We start from the raw sequence: 19,204 nt of genomic DNA on the forward strand, positions 1-19,204 counted from the left end.
AATGAAGACTGCTGAAATGGCGGCAGCCGGTTCGCTGAACGCCCCCCGCCTCTGGTCGGACGCCGACGGAGGCTTCCGCCGCTCACTGGGATCCCCCTGGGCACGGCTCGTCGCCGGCCTTCAGGACACCGTCGTGCGCGCCACGTACAACTACGCGCACAGCCGATCCGTGCGGGCCCTGCACTTCCCCATCACCACCCGTACCGTCACCTGCCCCACCGGCCTGGGCAGCGACTCGGTGCCGGTGCCGGTCCAGGTCAACGGGGTCGAGACGTACCTGGCCGACTCGATGCAGTTCATGCTGGAGTACGGCTGCCGGGTCTCCCCGCAGGGCTGCCACAACATCCTGCCGTGCTTCCGCGGCGACGAGCCCGACGCGACGCACCTCGGCCAGTTCGTCCACAGCGAGGCCGAGATACCCGGCGACCTGGACGACCTCGTCGACTACGTCAACGGCTACGTACGGGCCATGGCCACCGCCGTGCTCACCGAACACGACGAGACGCTGCGCGCGGCGCTCGGCGACGTCGGCCACCTGGAACGGGTGGCGGTCGGCGACCAGCCCTTCGAACGCCTGCGCTTCGAGGAGGCGGTGCGGCTGCTCGACGGCGAGGGCGTCATCACCTCCGCCGACGGTGCCCGGTCGCTGAGCCGGGCGGCCGAGCGCCGGCTCATGGAACTGGTCGGCGAGTTCGTCTGGGTGACCCACTTCGACCACCTCAGCGTCCCCTTCTACCAGGCGTTCGAGAACGGGAATGAGCGGGTGGCGGAGAACGCGGACCTCTACTTCGGCATCGGCGAGGTGGTCGGGGCCGGGCACCGGCACACCACGGGGGAGCAGGTCCGCGAAGGGCTCGCGCTGCACAAGGTGCCCGAGCAGGAGTACGCCTGGTACGCGCGGATGAAGGACGAGGCCCCGATGGTCACCTCCGGGTTCGGGCTCGGTGTGGAGCGGTTCCTGCTCTGGGCACTGCGGCACGACGACATCCGTGACATCCCGCTGGTCTCCCGCATCGCGGAAGAGCAGGCCTGGCCGGCCTCGGTCGACCGGCCGTGACCCGGATGCCCGGTGCCCGGCCCCTCTACGACTGGTTCGGCGGGACCGCCGCGCGTACGCCCGAGGCGGTCGCGCTCGACACCGCCGAGCGCCGGCTCACCTACGCGGAGCTGGCCGGCCTGGTCGAGCGGACGGCGGCCGGCCTGGCCCGGCACGACACCGCCGTGGTGGGCCTGTGCACCGGCGGCACGCTCGCCGGGTACGTCGGCTACCTGGCCGTGCTGCGGCTGGGCCGCACCGTGGTGCCCATCAGCCCCCGCTCGCCGGCCGCCCGCAACCGCTCGGTCCTGGAACAGGCCGGAGCCGGGCTGGTCCTGGCCGACCGCCCGTCGGCAGGCGCCCTGTGCCCCGCCGACGGCGAGGAGCCGTGGACCGTGCCGGTCCACTCCCTGGAGGAACTCCTCCAGGGACCGGAAACACCGGCACCGGCACCGGACCTCACGGAGCGCCCCGCCTACATCCTGTTCACCTCGGGGTCGACCGGCGAGCCGAAGGGCGTGCCGATCAGCCACGCGAATGTGTCGGCGTTCCTCGGCTGTGCGATCGACCGGTACGAGCTGGGCCCCGGCAGCCGGGTCTCGCAGACCTTCGGATTCACCTTCGACCCCTCCGTCCTGGATCTCTTCGCCACCTGGGGGGCCGGCGGCACGCTGGTGGTGCCGGAGAAGCGAGAACTGCTGATCCCCGCCACGTACGCCCGCCGCCGTGCCCTGACCCACTGGTTCTCGGTGCCCTCGGTGATCACGCTCGCCCGGCGGTACCGGGCGCTGCCCCCGGGGTGCCTGCCCGATCTGCGGTGGAGCGTCTTCATGGGCGAGCAACTCACCCTGGACCAGGCACGGACCTGGGCGGCGGCCGCACCGCACAGCGTGATCGCCAACGCGTTCGGACCCACCGAACTCACCGTGCTCTGCGCCGACTTCCGGCTGCCCGCCGATCCGGCGGACTGGCCGGAGACCAGCAACGCAACCGTGCCGATCGGTACGGTGTTCCCGCACCTCGACGCCGTCCTGCTGGACGAGAACCGCCGCCCGGCGGACGACGGGGAGCTCTGCGTGCGCGGGGAACAGCGGTTCGGCGGCTATCTCGTCGGCGAGCACAACACCGGCCGGTTCATGAGCCCCGAGGGGGTGCCCCTGGGGCCGGCGGCGGGGGAGGTGCCGGCCGACCAGTGGTACCGCCCCGGCGACCGGGTGACACGGGAGCAGGGGGTGCTGGTCCATCAGGGCCGGCTGGACCGCCAGGTGAAGGTGCGCGGCCAACGCATCGAACTCGGCGAGGTGGAGACCGCGCTGCGGCGGTGCCCGGGCGTGACCGAGGCGGTGGTGCTCGACGTCCCGCGCGCCGGCGAGGGCGTCCACCTGCGGGCCGTGCTCACCGGTGACCCCGGCCCGGGCGCGGACGTCCGTCGCGAAGTGGCCCGTCTGGTCCCGGACTACGCCGTGCCGGAGAGCTTCACCTGGCTGCCGCAGCTGCCGCTCAACCTCAGCGGCAAGGTGGACCACCACGCGCTGCGGCAAGCGGTCACCGACGAGGAAGGGTGCTGATGAGCAAACAACTGTGGCGGTCCCTGCGCCGGCCGGAGGGTGCCGCGGGCACCGTACTCGCGGTCGACTTCGGCCCCCGGCCGAACCAGCAGGGCTTCGCCCGGCTCGCCGCGAACCTGCCGGGCGGGGAAGGGGTCCACCTGACCGTGCCGCTGGGCATCGGCTCGGACCTGCGCGGCGAGGCGGATCCGGACCGCTTCGTGGACCGGTGGTCCGCCGCACTGCCGGAACCGGAGCGCCCGGTCCGGGCGATCGTGACGTTCTGTGCCGGCGTCGCGTTCGCCGACGGTCTGCGCCGGGCCTGCACCGGCCCCGACGGCCCGCCGGCCCTGGTCACCATCGACCCCACGGAGGTCGCCGGAGCACTGCTGCGGTCGGAGTTCGTGGCCGCCACCGAGACGTTCCGGGCCCACCTGGACGAGCGGATGCTCGCCGAGGCCACGGCCGTCTGCGACGCCCTGGCGGAGTCGGACGATCTGGCGTCGGTCGCCGAGCGGCTGCGCGACGAGCAGCGGCGCATCGTGGAACACGCCACGGCCCGGGCCGGGATGCCCGAGCACCTGCGGACGATGCTGTGCGCGCGCTTCGCCGACTACCTGGGCTATCTGGTGGCGGCCGGGCGCCGGACCGGCCCGGTCGAGGACGCGACCGTCATCGCCTCCGCGGACCATCCGCTGCCCGGCTGGTGCGCGGGCCACCCGTCACGCCTGGGCACCGTCCACGACGAGCTGCTGGGAGATCCGCGGGTCGCCGAGCTGGTGCACGGAGCGATCACGTCGTGACCGGCACCGCCGGGCCGGCGGCCGGGGACAGGGCGGCCTCGGCCAGCCGGTCGGTGAGCCGGCGGACCTGCGCGGCGGGGTGAAGCCCGGCGAAGTCCGGCTCCGTGGCGAGGCGGTCGGGCAGCCCGGCGAACCCGGCCGCCGGCTCACCGGCGCAGATCTCCCGCGCGACGTCCGCCAGAGCGCGCAGGTCCCGGGCCACCGCGGCGGGCGCCGGGGGGCCTTCGGTGGCGGCGGCCGCGACGGCGGCGTGATGCCAGTCGGTGATCTGGAGGCCCGGATCGCGCCAGCCGTCGTGCACCGACTCGCCCTGGGCCGGCCGGGGAATCCCCATCACCGCGCGCGTGCTCAGCGCGCAGTGGGCGATCTGCCGGGCATGCGCGTGGGCGAGTCCCGCGCCGATCTGCCGGATCATCCCGGCCCGGACGGCGGGGGTGAAGAGCGAGCGGTACAGGGCCAGGATGTGGTCGAGGCGCAGCAGTTGCTTCTTCTCGACATGGAACATCAGCACCGGTCCGGGCGGGTGGTGCTCCAGCGTGTCCACCGTGACGATGCCCGGGTGGTCGAACTCGCGCAGCAGCAGGTACTCGCGCAGCACCGCCTCGTCGGTCCTGGTGCGGGACGTGCCGGGGGCGTAGACGCGTACCCGGCACGGCGCCTTGTCCCAGACCGTGCTCCAGGAGACGAAGTCCTGCCACCGGTCGGTCAGCGCGACCGGCTTGGCGGTCAGCTGCCAGGTGCCGACCCGGGGCCAGTGCTCGACCGGATGCATGCCGATCCGGTCCAGCAGTCCGGGCAGAGCCCGCAGGAACCGCCGGCCGGGCCGTTCCGCGCGGTCGCTCGCGGGCCGTCCCAGGAGGTCCCGGGTGACGCCGGGCAGCGACAGGCCGGCCGGCTCGTCGGGGCCGAACACCCCTTGCGCGTCGGGCCCGGTGAGGTCGACGGACGAGCGCGGATCGCTGAGGAACGCCGATCCGCGGACCGGGGGTACGGTCAGGAACCTGCCGGCCGCGGCCCGGCGCAGCACCGCAGTGAGGTGTCGCGCCTTGACCGCGGCGACGTCACGGGTGCTGTCCGATGCCGTCGTGGTGCCGTTGCGGGTACGCAGCCAGATGCCGCCCTCGTTGCGCAACTGGCCCTGGGACACGTCTACTTCGAGCAGGTGCAGCCCGTCGGGACCGGCCACCAGCAGATCGACGCTGTGCAGATGACCAGTGTCCGCCACGAAGGAGAAGTTCGCCCAGGCGCGGTGAGGTCCGTCGTCCGGAAGGGACTGCCGGATGGGTTCCAGTGCTCTGGGCTCGGCCGAGAAGTACCACGGCGCGACAGTCGTCCAGCGATCGTTCTGTATCAAACGCGAGTTCCTTGAAGGGCTTTGCGAAAGAAGTCAGGCGAGGAAGAGGGCAACGCTAGCAGACCCGGAAGACCACGGCACAGCCGTGCCATGACGCCCGGAGGCCGGCCGTCCGCGCCCACCGGCCGGCCAGGGGCTGTGATCGCCGTCACGATCGATGGTGCCGCCTGTGAACGGCCGATAGCCTCCTGCCTGAGCGGCAGTCGTGGATCACCGGGGAAGTCCCCTGCCGCGCAGGCAACTTGCACCCGGCGGCCGGCCCTCGCTCCACGCGCCCCGGGGGGACCGGGATGCCGGTACCTCCAGGGACGGGCGGGACCTCGTCATCAACGGGAATCAGCAGATCGTGGAATCTCTTCGCCGTGACGGCCGCGGACACGCCCGTCACCCGGACGAACGGGGAGCAGCGGCGGTGCCCCCGGCCGGGTCACTCCCGCTGTCGTTCGCACAGCGACGACTGTGGTTCCTCGACATCTGGCAGGGACCTTCGCCGGCCTGCGTCGTGCCTCTGGCCCTGAGGCTCTCGGGCTCGGTGGACCGAGCGGCTCTGCGTGCCGCGTTCCAGGACGTCCTGGAACGGCACGACACACTGCGGACGGTGCTCACCGAGCACGACGGCGAACCGGTGCCGGACGTGGTGCCGGCCGAGCAGGCCGCCCGGTCGGCCCTGACCGAGGAACCGGCGCCCGCCGATGTCGGCGGGTGGGTCGACGGCATCGTGGGGCGGGGCTTCGACATCACGGTGGACCTGCCCTTCCGGGCGGTACTGGGAACGATCTCGCCCACCGAATCGGTCCTGGTGATCGTGGTGCATCTCGTCGCGGCCGACGAACGGTCGATGGTGCCGCTGACCCGGGACCTGGCGCGGGCCTACGCGGCGCGTCGCGCCGGGCGGACCCCCGACCGGCGGCCACTGCCGGTCCGGTACCGGGAACACGCCCAGCGGCAGCGGGAGTTCCTGGGTCCGGCCGACGACCCCGGCAGCGTCCTGAGCACGCAGACCCGGTTCTGGCGCCGCGAACTCGCGGGCATCCCGGCCGAACTGGCCCTGCCGCGCGACCGGCGGCGGCCGGCCCACGCCGTCGGCCCCGGCGCCGTGCTCCGCTTCCACCTCGACGCGGAGCGCCACCGGGCCGTCACCGCGCTGGCGGCCGCCCACCGGGTGACCGTCTTCACGGTGCTGCAGGCGGCCCTGGCGGTGACGCTGCAAGGCTTCGGCGCAGGCGACGACATCCCGCTGGGCACCCCGGTCACCGACCGCGCCGACGACACCCCGGACGACCTCGTCGGCTTCTTCGGCAACCTTCTCGTGCTGCGCACCGACCTGTCCGGCGCCCCCACCTTCCAGCAGGTGCTGGCGCGCGTCGCGGCATCCGGGGCGGCCGCCCACGAGAACCGGCACATCCCCTTCGACGCCGTCGTCGAAGCGCTCGACCCGCCCCGCTCCACCAACCACCACCCCCTCTTCCAGGTCATGCTCGAACTGGGGGAGCGCCCCGAGCCCCGCCCGGACCTGCCGGGGCTGGACGTCACGCGGGAAAGCCTTCGGACCGGCGCGACAGGGTTCGACCTGTGGTTCTCGTTCACGGAGCGCACCGGTGAGCAGGGCGGACCGCTGGCGGGCGAACTGTGCTACGCGACCGATCTGTTCGACACGGTCACCGCGCGGCGCCTCGTCCAGGGGCTGCTCCAGGTGCTGACGGCGGTCACCGCCGACCCGTCGACGCCGGTGACCGGCATCGACGTGGTGACGGCCGCGGACCGGGAGATGCTGCTGCGGGAACGGAACGACACCCGGCTTCAGCTCCCCGGCGGGGTCCTGCCGGACCTCTTCGCCCGGCAGGCGGCCCGCACCCCCCGCCACCCCGCCGTGGTCTTCGGCGGCCGGGAGTACACCTACGCCCACATCGACGAGGAGTCGAACCGGCTCGCCCGCCACCTGATCTCCCGGGGCATCGGACCGGAGGACCGGGTGGCCGTCGCCCTGCCGCGCTCCGAGCGGCTCGTCGTCGCCCTGCTCGCCGTCCTCAAGGCGGGAGCCGCCTATCTGCCGCTCGACCTCACCCATCCGCAGGCCCGCACGGACCACCTGCTCCGGGACGGCCGCCCGGCCGCGGTCCTCACCGACCGGACGGTCCGCACGGAGTCCCTGGCCACCACCACGCCGGTGCACTTCACCGACACCGACCTCGGCCACCTGCCCGGCACCCCCGTCGACGCGGCCGACCTCAACTCCCCGCTGCGGCCCGAGCACCCCGCGTACGTCATCTACACCTCCGGCACCACGGGGCTCCCCAAGGGCACCGTCGTGGAGCACCGGGCGGTCGTGAACCTCGTGACGGCCCACACGGCGGCCTACCGGATCGACGAGGGGACCCGTCTGCTCGGCTTCGCCGCCGTCACGTTCGACGTGTCGGTCCTCGAAATCTTCGCCGCGCTGACCTCCGGCGCCACCCTGGTCCTGGCCGACGACGAACAGCGCACCGACCCGAGGCTCCTGCAACGGCTGATGAGCGAGGAGTCCGTCACCGTCGCCGACCTCCCACCGGCCCTGCTGCCGATGCTGAAGCCCGGCGGACTTCCCGGGCTGCGGCTGATGTCCGTCGGCGGGGAAGCACCGGCGGGTCGCCTGGTCGACGAATGGGCCACGGCGGACCGGCAGTTCTGGAACGCCTACGGGCCCACCGAGACCACCGTCAGCGCCACCCTCATGCGGTGCCTTCCCCCGGCCGGGGACGGCTCCCCTCCCATCGGGCGGCCGATGGCGAACACCCGGGTGTACGTGCTGGACGACGCGCTGCGCGTCGTACCGCCGGGCGCGACGGGCGAGTTGTACCTGGCCGGGGCGCAGCTGGCACGCGGCTATCTGGGACGTCCGGGGCTGACGGCCGGGCGCTTCGTCGCCGATCCCTTCGGCGGCCCGGGGGAGCGCATGTACCGCACCGGCGACCTGGTGCGCTGGAACACGGACGGCGAGCTCGTCCATGAAGGGCGCGCGGACAGCCAGCTGAAGGTGCGCGGCTTCCGCATCGAGGCCGGTGAGGTGGAGTCGGCGCTGCTGGACCGGCCGGGCGTGGCCGAGGCAGTGGTGCTGGCCCGGGAGGACCGCCCCGGGGCGGCCCGGCTGACGGCCTACGTGGTGCCGGAGGGAGAAGACGGCCCGGGTGCCGTGGAACGTACCCGGCTGCCCGCGGAGCTGCGCCGGGCGCTGGGCACGCGGCTGCCGGACTACATGGTGCCGTCCGCGATCGTCGTGCTCGACGCGCTGCCCACCACCGTGAACGGCAAGCTCGACCGGAAGGCGCTGCCGCCGCCCGGGAAGCCGCCGGGCAGGGCCGCGCGCGGGCCGCGGACGCCGGTCGAGGAACTGCTGGCCGGGATGTTCGCGCAGGTGCTGGAGCTGGACGTGGTGGGCGTCCACGACGACTTCTTCGCCCTGGGCGGGCATTCGCTGTCGGCCCTCCGGCTGGTGAGCCGGATCGGCGCGGTACTGGGTGTGCGGCCGTCCGTCCGCGAGCTGTTCGCCGCGCCGACGGTGGCCGCGCTCGCGGCCGTCCTGGGCCGTGGCTGACCGGCCACGCCCGGTGGGAGCGGCCGGCCACGGCCCGGCCGGGGGGGGGGGGCGGGCCGCCCCCCCCCCCCCCGCGGGGCCCCCCCCCCCCCCCCCCCGGGGGGCGGGCCGGGGGGGGGCGCGGGCCCCGGGCGCGCCGCGGGGTGGCCCCCCCGCGGCGGGCCGCCGGGCGGGGGCCGCCCGCGCGGGGGGGGGGGGGGCGGGGGGCGGGGGGGGCGGGGGGGGCCCCCCCCCCCCGGGGGGGGCGCGGCCCCCCCCGCCCGGGGGGGGGGGGGGCCCCGCCGGCCCCCCCCCACCGCGGCGGGCACACCGGCGCTCTACACCGGTTCGACGTCCAGGACGTAGACGCGGGCCAGGTCCTCGACGCGTTTGGCCACGAGCGCGGCGTCCGCCGTGGCGAGGAACACCAGACCGGTGGTCGATGCCGAGTGCAGCCGGTGGCCGATGACATCGCCGACCCGGGTGGACATCCGGGTCTCGATCACGTCCGGCACGGCCGCCAGCTCGTCGGGGGTGGAGATGCGCACGACCCGGCCGGGGCGCACCGGAAGGTCGCAGTTGGCGATGATCCCGTCCCGGAGCGGCGCCACCGGTCCGCTCACACCGGCCGGACGGCCGAGCGCGGTGTCCATGAAGACCCGCCACAGGTCGATGCCGTACTTCATCCTCACCGCGTCGACGATTCCGCCGCCGGCCGGCCGGCAGGAGATCTCACCGATCACGAACCCGTCCCCGGTCCGGAACAGCTCCATGTGCGTCACACCGTTCTCCAGCCCCAGGGCGTCCACCGTGGCCCGGTGCAGATCGCGGATCACCGCCACGTCCGGATCCTCCTCGGGGAGCAGGTACGAGCCGGTGAAGTCGTCCGTGTGGCCCAGAAGAGGCATGAAGTAGCGCTGTACGGCGGCGAATTCGACGTTGCCTTCGGAGACCACCCCGTCGCAGTGGTACTCGCCCTCCATCTCGACGAACCGCTCGACCAGCAGCGGGCACGCCGCGCGACGCAGACCGTCCGCGGCGGGCGAGGCGAGCAGCTCGGCCAGTTCCCGGTCCGAGGACACGGCGAAGGTGTTCATCGAGCCGGTGCCCAGCGCCGGCTTGACGACCACCGGCCAGCCGAGTTCGGCGGCCGCGGCGGGGGCCTGCGCGAGTGCTCCGATCACCCGGTACGGGGCGACCGGCAGACCGGCAGCGGCCAGCGCGGACTTCATCACCGCCTTGTGGGAGAAGCGGTTGGCCGTCTCGAAGCCGATCCCGCCCAGACCCAGGAACGACCGCAGGTACCCGCCGGCGGGCAGGCTGCGCTCGGACGGGGCCACCACGTGGTCGACCGGCCGGCGGGACATGAGGTCCAGTGCCACCCGGCGGACGGCGGTCAGGTCGGCGATGTCGTCGACGAAGTGCAGGCGGACATCGGGTGCGTACATCCGGGCGTACGCGCTCTCGGTGACGACGTCGATCTCGGCGTCGGGGGCGACCGCGCGCAGCCGGTCCACCGCCTCCGCCTTGCCGGAGTTGACCATCAATATGTGCGCGGGCATGCCCCACTCCTTCTGTTCGGTCGTCCTGACCTCCGGTGCCGGTTCATCGCAGCTGTGTCCGCGCACGGTCGAGGTACCACAGGACGTAGGCGTACACAGCGAGCCAGGCGCGCGGCGTGGCGAGCGCCCGCTCGTACTTCAGCCAGCCGGCCAGGGCGTTCGCCGCGCCGATGTACAGCCTGGCGCGCAGAACCGACGGCTCGTCCTCGGGTCCGAGGCCGGCGACCAGACGGTCCTCCAGCCTCTTCAGGCCCTCGTCCACGGTGAACGGTGTCGTCAGACCGGAGAGGTCGAGCACGCCGTCCGGCTCCGCGGGCAGCTCCGGCAGGAGGGCCCCGGTCGTGCCGTCGGCGATGGCCTGCAGCAGGCCGCTCATCGGCAGCGCGCTGTGCAGCAGGGTGGCGAAGTCGTAGCTGGGGTCGCCGAACCCGATGTCCGGCCGGTCCCGGCCGTCCCAGACGGTGCGCGGGTCGACGAACACCGGCGAACCGTCCGCGCGCCGCAGCATGTTCTTCAGGTGCACATCACCATGGACCAGACAGCCGGAGCCCGGCAGCAGCGAGGGCGCGGCGCCGTCCAGCCACCGCGTCAGCTCCGTGTAGCCCGGCAGCCGGGCACCGGTCGGCAGGGTCACGTCCGCGCCGAGCACCGCGGCCGGATCCCAGCCGGGGAAGAAGGCCAGGAACGTGCTGACGAACCCCTCGTGCTCCCGCACGGCGTGGAAGCGCTCCCGCAGCAGGTAGTCGGCGACGCTGGGCCGTTGCCGCCGCGTCGTCGCCGCGTACAGGTCGCCCAGGAGCCGGAGATGGGGTTCGAGCGCCGGCACGGTGTCCTCGGCGAGGACGAACTTCGCCGGGTCGCCGAAGACGACGTTGTCGAGGGTGAGCGGTTCGACCTGCTCCATCAGGGACGTCGCCTGCCCGCCCTCGCGGTGCACACCGTGCAGCAGGGGGAACAGCGGGGCGGCCCCCCGGTCCGTGAGCAGGGCGTTGACCTCGGAGACGAACGCGGTCTCCGCGTCGATCACCTCGCGCGGGCCGACCTTGGCCACCAGCGGGGTGCCCGCCTCGAAGGCCACGATGCCCCGCGAGTCCGCGCCGTTCGCGTACGCGTCCGTCACCCCGGCCGATACGGAAGCGGGATCGGCCCCGGCGGCCGCCGCCCACTCACGGAGGCGGTCGGTGGTGAGGAGGTCGATGACCGCGCGGGTGTGGGCCACGCTGTCGCCGATGTCGGTGACGAGGAGTCCGTCGCGCGGTCCACCGAGCACCATGGTCCAGCGCAGCAGGAACCGGCCCTCATCGAGGTCGGTGTGCGGCAGCGCCGCGGCGTCGTCCTCGGTGAACCGGGCGATGACGCGGCTGAGTTCACCCAGATGAGCGTGCTTCTCGGCCGGTTCGGTGCTCGCCGCGGCGACGTCGATGCCGAGCCGGGACAGCCCGGCCGAGGCATTCGACAGCAGCAGCATCTGGCTGGTGCAGCCCGAGAGCCGGCGGTGCCGTTCGCCGACCCCGTGGCCGGGATAGGCGAACACCACGGTCACCGCATCCTGCGGAAGCGGCATGCCGTGCCTCTCGAACACGGCCTGGACGGTGGCGCGTTCCCCGGCGGACGCGATCCGGGTGGCGCCGTGCAGACCGGGGTCCACGGTGGTCGGGATGCTCATGTATCTCGGTGCTCCTAGCGAGACTCGACGGACGCGTTCTCGGTGATGGACTGGACGATCTCGGCGGCCCGCAGCGGCATCAGGGAGAGCAGCACCTCGCTGAACCCGTGCGTGGCCTCCGCGTACCCCTGAAGGTAGATCCGCGGCAGGAAGCCCTCGGCGCTCTCGATGGCGTAGTCACGCCGGATCGCGTACCGCTGAGGGGTCTCCATGCGCAGGTGCTCGTCGACGGCGGCGAGCGCGGGGATCGGCATCGGGTAGCGGTACCCGGTGGCGAGGACGACGGCGTCGGACTCGATCTGGCTGGTCTCGCCGCTGTCGAGGTGGAAGTAGCTGGCCACCGCACGGCCCTCGTCCGAGCGGGCCCCGACCAGTTCGGTGAACCTGTGCAGGGCGAGCGAATCGATACCGGCGGACTGGTCCTCGTAGTACTCGCGGTAGATCTGCGGAATGACGTCGTAGCTCACGCCCGTGTGGGCGGCCAGGCCGTAGTCGTCGATTATCTTCTGCCGGAACTCGCTGTCCTGACGGTGGAACCAGTCGGGGAACTCCGGCAGGAACAGTTCGTTGACGAAGTGGGTGTCGTCCTCGGGCCGCATGGCGAAACCACGGATGTTCGTGGTGATCCGGGCGTTGGGATACGTCCGGCGCACATGCATGAACACATCGGCTGAGGTCTGGCCGGAGCCGACGATGTTGAAGTGGTGCGGCGCGGAACGGTCGTCGAAGGTGCGGGCCAGCCGCTCCCGGGTCTCGGAGGCGTGGAACACCCGCTCACCGAGTTCGGCGCCGTCGGGGACGTGCGGGGTGCCGCCCGGCGCGATCAGCAGATTGCGGGTGAGCGTCGCGGACGTCTCCCCGGTGCTCCGGTCCCGCGAGACCACCCGCAGCAGCTCCGTGCCGCCGCCCTCGGCGGGTACGGGGGTGACGTCGAGGACCTCGGTGTTCCACCGGACCTGCTTGTCGAACTGCGCGGCCGCCCACGCGTAGTAGTCGTTGAACTCCACGCGCGTCGGATAGAAGGTGCGCAGGTTGATGAACTTCCCCAGCCGGCCGGGGCCCTGCTCCGAGAGGTAGTTCAAAAAGGTGTAGCGGCTGCGCGGATTGCGCATCGTGATGAGGTCCTTCGTGAAGGACACCTGCATCTCCGCCCCGGGGAACATGAGTCCCGGGTGCCACGCGAAGGCGGGCTTGCGGTCGAGGAAGACCACGTCGAGCGGCTGGTCGCACTCCTCCAGCGCGATGGCGACGGCCAGGTTCGAGGGGCCGAAACCGATGCCGACAACGTCATGGATCTCGGATTCGCCGGGTAGCACGGTGGTCTCTTTCCTGTAGTGGTGATCGGACTCTGTCGGTGAGGCGCGGACGGGCCGGCCGGTCAGCCGCGCCGGCAGAGGGCGCGGATCCGCTCCTCGACCTGTTCCTCGTCGGCGCCCTCCACCAGGAGGCGGGCCTTTCCGTCCACCGCGTCGACGGGATCACGCCGCCGCTCGGCCTCCTTCGCCGCGGAGAAGTCGACCAGCCAGTCCGGCCGGCCGGCCGGAGCACACGGCTCCGGTCCACCGGTCCACAACAGCCAGCCGGTGCGGGCGGCCCCGCCGGCCCGCTCCCGCGGTGCCGTCCACAGCCCCGCGGCCAGCAGGCAGGCGGCCCGGGACAGATCGATCCCGTAGGTGTGCCGGACGGCGTTCTTGATCAGTGCCCCGCCGGTCCGGCAGGCCACCTCGCCCGCGAAGAACGTGCCCGAGCCGTCCTCCAGAAACTCCATGTGCAGCACATGGACCCCGTGGTCCCGGGGAAGGGCGGCGACGAACCGCTCGGCGGCGTCGGTGAGCAGCTTCGCGCGGGGCGAGTCCGCGTCGAGCATCACCGAGCCCAGATTGTGGGTGCGGAACAGGTGCGGCGGGCTGAGGTAGCGCGACGGCGATACCAGGAGCACCGAGCCGCCGTCGACGAGTACGTCCACGTGATGGACCGTGCTCTCGATGTACTGCTCGGCCATCAGGGCGCCGCTGTGCAGGGCGGCGAGCAGGGCGGGGTCGTCCAGGCAGGCCTGCCGCACCGCCCGCCCGTCGGGCAGGACCCGCACTCCGGCCGATCCCGCGCCGTCACGCGGCTTGACCACGACGGTGCCGAGTTCCTCCTGCGCCGCGCGCAGATCCGCGTAGCAGCGCACCTCGCGGTACGGCACGGCGGGCACCGGACCCCCGTCGAACAGCTGCTTCATGGCGACCTTGTCCCGGAACCGCAGCGCCAGGGCCGAACCGGTACCGGGAATGCCGAAGAGGGTCCGCGCCTCGGCGGCGCGCAGGACGTCGTCCTCGGAGTTCACGAAGATCCGGTCGGGCCGGTCGGCCTCGCACAGCCGGAACAGCTCGGCGGTCGTGGCCCGTGCCTCGTAGTCGGCAGCCACCGCCACCCGGCGCACCCCGGCGGCGAGGTCCTCGGCCCGGCGCACGCTGTCGGCCGAGGTGAGCAGGGTGATCCGGGTCTCGGGGCCGGCCTCCCTGAGCCAGTGGTCGTAGTCCGCGGTCGAGTGGGGCCGTTGCATGATCAGGATGTGGATGTCGGTGCTCCTTCAGCCGTGGCGAGGTGTTGGTCGAGTCGGGCGACGGGCAGGGGCAGCAGGAGGGCCGCCCCGAGCAGCAGCGCGGCGAGCGCGGCCCATCCGGCGACGCCCCAGCCGAGTACGACGACGGTGACCAGGGGCGGGCCGAGCACGTCCTGGGCACTGTTGCCCAGCGCGAAGATCGAGAGGTACTCGGCCTTGCGGTGCTCCGGCGCGTATTTGTACGACAGTTCCCAGGCGCCGACCGACTGCCACAGTTCCCCGGCGGTCAGCAGCACGGTCGCGACCACGAGCACGGCGCAGGCGAACAGCGTGCCCAGCGGAGCCGCCGCGACGGCGAACATCGCGCAGGAGGCGATCAGCGCGAGCCCGGCCAGGCGCATGGCGCGCAGACCCCCGCCCTCGCGTTCGGCACCCTTGGCGAGCGGGACCTGGAAGAGGACGGCCAGCACGGTGTTCAGCACCACCAGGGCCGAGACCAGGGCCGTGGGGGCGTCCGTCTCCCGGACGGTCCACAGCGGAAGGGCCACGGCCAGGACGGGCATGTGCACCGCGAGTACGCAACTCACTGCGGTGAGCCCGAGATAGCGCCGGTCGGTGAATCCGTGCAGAAAGCTCAGACCGCCCCGGCGCACGGGCGGCGGCGCCGTCGGCACCTTCAGCCGCGCGAGCAGCAGCGCGGCGAACACGAACGACGCGGCGTCGACGAGAATGATCGTCCGGTACGCCAGGGCCGAACCGTCGGCCATCAGCGGAGCGGTGAGCAGGGCGCCGAGGGAGAACCCGACATTGCGCACCGAGCGCATGGTCGCCATGGCGCGCGTGCGGTCCTTGCTCGGCACCGCGACCGACACGACCGCCTGGCTCGCCGGCGACACCGCGCGCTCGACCACGCCCAGGAGCGCCGAGACCACGAAGAACGCGACCGGCCCGTGGACGAAGGCGAGCGCCGAGAACCACAGCGCACGCCAGAGCTGATACGCGATCAGCATCCGCTTGGCGCCCCACCGGTCGGCGAGCACCCCCAGCGGCACCGTCGCCAGGAAGGCGGTCAGGCCGGTCGCGGCCAGGCCCAGACCCACCTGGGCGTCGCTCAGACCGATCACGCGGATGAAGAAGATCGTGGACCCGGCCAGGTAGAAGCCGGTACCGACGGAGTCGAGCAGCGCGACGAGGGCGAACGACCGGCCGGCCGAGGACTCCGGGACGTAACTCCGCAGCAGCCGGGCGATCATGAGGTGCGGACGTCGATCAGCCCGGCCGCGGTGGCCGCGTTCCGTGCGGCGTGCTCGCCGTTCTCGCCGGTCGCCAGCACATGGCCGATCCGGTCCCACGAACTCGCCAGCTCGCCGACGGCCGTTCCCGGTTCCGCGGCGAGTTCGACCTCGTGCACGCCGTCCGAGGCCCGGCCCTTTGCCAGCCCCGTGACGTCCCGCACCACACCCGGTCGCGCGGACAGGAACCGGATGGCCGCGCCCCGGAGGGCGGGGCCGCGCCCGGGCAGGCCGGTCCCGCCCAGAACGGCCAGCAGATCGGCCACGACGCGACCGCCGTGGGCGAGGTCGATCAGCAGATCGATGCTGTCGCCCGGCAGCCTGCCCGCGCACTCCACGAGGTGCGGCCGCACCCCGTCGACCAGAATCCATTCGGCGTGCAGGACGCCGGAGCCGAATCCGGTCGATTCGACCAACAGCCCCATGAGCCGGGTCAGTTCCCCGGCCACGCCCGGTGGGAGCGACGCGGGCACGACATGGCCGAGCTCCACCGGCGCCGGACCCGGGTGCAGAAGCTTCTCGGTGACGTTCACGAACAGGAGCTCACCGCGGTCGACCAGGCACTCGACACTGACCTCCGGCCCGAACAGCCTCTCCTCGACGAGGAATCGGCCCGGCCCGGCGTGCGGTGACCGCATCTTCGGCTCGCCGGCCGACGTCGTCGCCTTCCACGCCGACGACACGTCGTCGTCCTCGTCGAGCAGCCGGACTCCCAGGCTGGCCTGCAGATCGGCGGGCTTCAGCACACACCGGCCGCCGTGCCCGGACCGGAAGGCGATGACGTCCTCGGCGCTCTCCGCCGGCCGCCAGCGGGGCTGCGGCAGTCCGGCGGAATCCGCGTGGGCGCGCAGGGCGGTCTTGTCGCGCAGGACCGCCGCGGCCCGGGTGCCCGCGCCGGGCAGCCCCCAGGCCTCGGCCAGCGCCGCCGCGGCGACCACGCCGTACTCGGTCGCCGGAACGACGGCGCGGACCCGCTCGGGTCTGTGGACCGCGCGCACCGTCCCGGCGGGATCCCGCTCGTTCTGGACCGGTGCGTGGACGACCTGCGCGACGCACGGATGGCGCGCGGCCCTCCGGTGTACGTCACGGACGGCGGCGACGTGTTCGTCCTCCACCACGAGCACCGACCGGGCCGGCAGCAGATCGTCGAGGTCCGAGATCAGCCCCTTGCTGAATCCGCACAGGACATGGGTGATGTCCACGCAGTACTTCCCCCCCCAGGAGTAACAGCGAATGCCGGGCGGTGACTTGACGTGCCCGACGCCGTGGGTTAATCCCACATTCATCTTCCGTGTGCTTCTCATTCACCCTAGCGATCAAGCTCTGGCCGTGAAAGTGAAATACTCGCAAAGTCGTTCGGTTCTGCCGCAGGTTCCACGGCGCGGCCGTACCGGGGGCGCGCATCCTCCGGGCCGTCCGCCGCCGGAAGCCGAGCGGCCCCCGAGTGTTCCGGCAGCCGGCCGGGGACGCGGCCGGGACCGCTTCGAGCCCGAGGCGACCAGGGGGCGCGCCGATCCGCGTACGCATCCACACGGGGACCACCGTCTCGGCGGTCATGGGGTACCTCCTTCGAGGAGCCCCGGCAGGTCCGGCGCAGCTGCGCCCGGTCCGTTGACTCCGAGGCGCCGGGCCGCCCGGCCCGGAGGAACCCCGGGAAAAGTCCGAACCCGGCTCCGAGGGGAAGGCCCCGCCCGCCACGTGATGGCCCATGAGTGCAATGCGGCCGGGCGGGGCGGGCCCGCGAGGGTTTCGCCGGTCGTGCCAGGCGCTGTGAGAGGCTGGCTCGCATGAACCGGTTGGCTGGCGTGACCTCGCCGTATCTGCTTCAGCATGCTGACAATCCGGTCGACTGGTGGCCCTGGGAGCCGGCGGCCTTCGAGGAGGCGCGGCGGCGTGACGTACCCGTTCTGCTGTCAGTCGGCTACAGCGCATGCCACTGGTGCCACGTCATGGCGCACGAGAGCTTCGAGGACGAGGCCGTCGCCGCCTACATGAACGAACACTTCGTCAACGTCAAGGTGGACCGCGAGGAGCGGCCCGACGTGGACGCCGTCTACATGGAGGCCGTGCAGGCCGCCACCGGGCAGGGCGGCTGGCCCATGTCCGTCTTCATGACGCCGGCCGGGGAGCCCTTCTACTTCGGTACGTACTTCCCGCCCGAGCCCCGGCACGGGATGCCGTCCTTCCGGCAGGTGCTCGAAGGCGTCCACGGCGCCTGGACGGAACGGCGCGCGGAGGTCGCGGAGGTCGCCGGGAAGATCACCCGCGATCTGGCGGAACGGCAGCTGGAGCAAGGGGACGGCGGACTCCCGGGCGAGGCGGAGCTGGCGCGGGCGCTGCTGGGCATCAGCCGGGAGTACGACCCCCGGAGCGGCTGGCTCGGCTCCGGCGACACCAGGTTCCCGCCGGGCATGACGATCGAGTTCCTGCTGCGGCACCACGCCCGGACGGAGTCCGCGGGGGCGCTGGAGATGGCCGAGGGACTGTGCGGGGCCATGGCGCGGTCGAGCCTCTTCGACCAGCTGGGCGGGGGCTTCCACCGGTACGTGCTGCGCCAGCGGCCCGGCGGCACCCTGGTGCCCCACTTCGAGAAGATGCTCTACGACAACGCGCTGCTCTGCCGGGTCTACGCGCACCTGTGGCGGACCACCGGCTCGGAGCAGGCCCGCCGGGTCGCCCTGGAGACCGCCGACTTCATGGTCCGTGAACTGCGCACCGCCGAGGGCGGTTTCGCCTCCGCGCTCGACGCCGACAGCGAGGACGGCGACGGGCGGCACGTCGAGGGCGCGTACTACGTGTGGACGCCCGCACAGCTGCGGGAGACCCTCGGCGACCGGGACGCCGCCTTCGCCGCGGAGTACTTCGGGGTGACGGACGAGGGCACCTTCGAGGAGGGGTCCTCGGTGCTCCGGCTCGCGCCGGAGGGCGCCGGGGCGGACCCGGACCGGGTCGCCCGGGTGCGGGCCGCGCTGCTCGCCGCCCGTGCACCGCGCCCGCACCCGGGCCGGGACGACAAGGTGGTCGCCGCCTGGAACGGGCTGGCGATCGCCGCGCTCGCCGAGACCGGGGCGTACTTCGACCGGCCGGACCTCGTCGAGCGCGCCACCGAGGCCGCCGATCTGCTGGTCCGGGTGCACATGGGCGCCGTCGCCCGGCTGGACCGCACGTCCAAGGACGGGCGCCCCGGCGGGCACGCCGGGGTCCTGGAGGACTACGGCGACGTGGCCGAGGGCTTCCTGGCGCTGGCCGCGGTCACCGGCGAGGGCGTCTGGCTGGAGTTCGCCGGCTTCCTGCTCGACATCGTGCTCCAGCACTTCACCGGCGAGGGCGGCCGGCTGTACGACACGGCGGACGACGCCGAGCGGCTGATCCGCCGCCCGCAGGACCCCACCGACAACGCGACCCCGGCCGGCTGGACGGCGGCGGCCGGGGCGCTCCTGTCGTACGCCGCGCACACCGGCTCCGAGGCCCACCGCACCGCCGCCGAGGGCGCGCTCGGTGTGATCAAGGAGCTCGGGCCGCGCGCCCCCCGGTTCACCAGCTGGGGACTCGCCGTCGCGGAGGCGCTGCTGGACGGGCCGCGCGAGGTCGCCGTCGCCGGACCGGTCGGCGGTGAGCTGCACCGTACGGCGCTGCTGGGCAGGGCACCGGGCGCGGTGGTGGCGGCGGGGGAGACGGGTGGCGCCGAGTTCCCGCTGCTCGCGGACCGGCCGATGGTGGGCGACGCGCCGACGGCGTACGTGTGCAGGCACTTCGTGTGCGAAGCGCCGACGACGGACGCACAGGAGCTGGCGCGGAGTCTCGGCGGCCGGTGACATCCGCCGGGTGAGACCCGGGGCCCGG

At 73.1% G+C, this 19,204-nt stretch carries 12 protein-coding genes; 5 read left to right on the plus strand and 7 right to left on the minus strand.

The features are described 5' to 3' along the window. Nucleotide 1: 1 nt before the first annotated feature. The 3 genes from ACGF8B_RS04080 to ACGF8B_RS04090 are packed head-to-tail and all read left to right on the plus strand — an operon-like array spanning nt 2 to nt 3,386. Nucleotides 2–1,057: an amino acid--tRNA ligase-related protein gene (locus ACGF8B_RS04080; RefSeq protein ID WP_392734598.1), complete on the plus strand. Its 1,056-nt coding sequence runs from the start codon at nt 2–4 to the stop codon at nt 1,055–1,057. A 5-nt stretch (nt 1,058–1,062) separates the two neighbouring features. Continuing rightward, nucleotides 1,063–2,604 carry an AMP-binding protein gene (locus ACGF8B_RS04085; protein ID WP_392734601.1) on the plus strand — a complete coding sequence of 514 codons (1,542 nt, stop codon included), beginning with the start codon at nt 1,063–1,065 and terminating at the stop codon, nt 2,602–2,604. Then, nucleotides 2,604–3,386, plus strand: a complete 783-nt coding sequence (locus ACGF8B_RS04090) for a hypothetical protein (RefSeq protein WP_392734603.1) — start codon at nt 2,604–2,606, stop codon at nt 3,384–3,386. Before ACGF8B_RS04085 ends, ACGF8B_RS04090 begins: the two co-directional genes overlap by 1 nt. Here the strand turns inward: ACGF8B_RS04090 and ACGF8B_RS04095 are convergent. Continuing rightward, complete coding sequence (locus ACGF8B_RS04095) at nt 3,376–4,740, minus strand: hypothetical protein (RefSeq protein ID WP_392734605.1); 1,365 nt, start codon at nt 4,738–4,740, stop codon at nt 3,376–3,378. The two genes, ACGF8B_RS04090 and ACGF8B_RS04095, sit on opposite strands and share 11 nt — an antisense overlap. A 412-nt stretch (nt 4,741–5,152) precedes the next feature. On the opposite strand from ACGF8B_RS04095, the gene ACGF8B_RS04100 reads away from it, so the two are divergent. Further along, the gene (locus ACGF8B_RS04100; protein WP_392734608.1) at nt 5,153–8,311 is read left to right on the plus strand and encodes an amino acid adenylation domain-containing protein; all 3,159 of its coding nucleotides are present in this window, start codon (nt 5,153–5,155) and stop codon (nt 8,309–8,311) included. Nucleotides 8,312–8,628: 317 nt separating this feature from the next. Here the strand turns inward: ACGF8B_RS04100 and ACGF8B_RS04105 are convergent, their stop codons facing one another. The 6 genes from ACGF8B_RS04105 to ACGF8B_RS04130 form a co-directional block, all read right to left on the minus strand. Continuing rightward, nucleotides 8,629–9,852 carry an ATP-grasp domain-containing protein gene (locus ACGF8B_RS04105; RefSeq protein ID WP_392734610.1) on the minus strand — a complete coding sequence of 408 codons (1,224 nt, stop codon included), beginning with the start codon at nt 9,850–9,852 and terminating at the stop codon, nt 8,629–8,631. A gap of 43 nt (nt 9,853–9,895) precedes the next feature. Further along, nucleotides 9,896–11,518: a phosphotransferase family protein gene (locus ACGF8B_RS04110; RefSeq protein WP_392734612.1), complete on the minus strand. Its 1,623-nt coding sequence runs from the start codon at nt 11,516–11,518 to the stop codon at nt 9,896–9,898. A gap of 14 nt (nt 11,519–11,532) precedes the next feature. Continuing rightward, complete coding sequence (locus ACGF8B_RS04115) at nt 11,533–12,834, minus strand: lysine N(6)-hydroxylase/L-ornithine N(5)-oxygenase family protein (RefSeq protein ID WP_392734614.1); 1,302 nt, start codon at nt 12,832–12,834, stop codon at nt 11,533–11,535. A gap of 62 nt (nt 12,835–12,896) precedes the next feature. Continuing rightward, nucleotides 12,897–14,069, minus strand: a complete 1,173-nt coding sequence (locus ACGF8B_RS04120; RefSeq protein WP_392734616.1) for an acetyl-CoA carboxylase biotin carboxylase subunit family protein — start codon at nt 14,067–14,069, stop codon at nt 12,897–12,899. Nucleotides 14,070–14,071: 2 nt separating this feature from the next. Then, nucleotides 14,072–15,322 (minus strand): MFS transporter, encoded by a 1,251-nt coding sequence (locus tag ACGF8B_RS04125; RefSeq protein ID WP_392734618.1) that lies wholly within the window; start codon nt 15,320–15,322, stop codon nt 14,072–14,074. Then, complete coding sequence (locus tag ACGF8B_RS04130) at nt 15,319–16,563, minus strand: ATP-grasp domain-containing protein (protein WP_392734620.1); 1,245 nt, start codon at nt 16,561–16,563, stop codon at nt 15,319–15,321. The genes ACGF8B_RS04125 and ACGF8B_RS04130 overlap by 4 nt, the downstream gene beginning before the upstream one ends. Nucleotides 16,564–17,148: 585 nt before the next feature. Here ACGF8B_RS04130 and ACGF8B_RS04135 point away from each other — a divergent pair. Then, nucleotides 17,149–19,176, plus strand: a complete 2,028-nt coding sequence (locus tag ACGF8B_RS04135; RefSeq protein ID WP_392734622.1) for a thioredoxin domain-containing protein — start codon at nt 17,149–17,151, stop codon at nt 19,174–19,176. The last annotated feature ends 28 nt before the right edge of the window (nt 19,177–19,204 follow it).

The organism is Streptomyces sp. NPDC047917, assembly GCF_043204345.1.
GTDB lineage: Bacteria > Actinomycetota > Actinomycetes > Streptomycetales > Streptomycetaceae > Streptomyces > Streptomyces sanglieri.

What these genes read in the sequence shown, in the direction of transcription:
- ACGF8B_RS04085 (WP_392734601.1), top strand. Translation starts at nt 1,063, where the DNA reads ATGCCCGGTGCCCGGCCCCTCTACGACTGGTTCGGCGGGACCGCCGCG.
- ACGF8B_RS04135 (WP_392734622.1), top strand. Translation starts at nt 17,149, where the DNA reads ATGAACCGGTTGGCTGGCGTGACCTCGCCGTATCTGCTTCAGCATGCT.
- ACGF8B_RS04120 (WP_392734616.1), bottom strand. Translation starts at nt 14,069, where the DNA reads ATGCAACGGCCCCACTCGACCGCGGACTACGACCACTGGCTCAGGGAG.
- ACGF8B_RS04080 (WP_392734598.1), top strand. Translation starts at nt 2, where the DNA reads ATGAAGACTGCTGAAATGGCGGCAGCCGGTTCGCTGAACGCCCCCCGC.
- ACGF8B_RS04105 (WP_392734610.1), bottom strand. Translation starts at nt 9,852, where the DNA reads ATGCCCGCGCACATATTGATGGTCAACTCCGGCAAGGCGGAGGCGGTG.
- ACGF8B_RS04110 (WP_392734612.1), bottom strand. Translation starts at nt 11,518, where the DNA reads ATGAGCATCCCGACCACCGTGGACCCCGGTCTGCACGGCGCCACCCGG.
- ACGF8B_RS04125 (WP_392734618.1), bottom strand. Translation starts at nt 15,322, where the DNA reads ATGATCGCCCGGCTGCTGCGGAGTTACGTCCCGGAGTCCTCGGCCGGC.
- ACGF8B_RS04090 (WP_392734603.1), top strand. Translation starts at nt 2,604, where the DNA reads ATGAGCAAACAACTGTGGCGGTCCCTGCGCCGGCCGGAGGGTGCCGCG.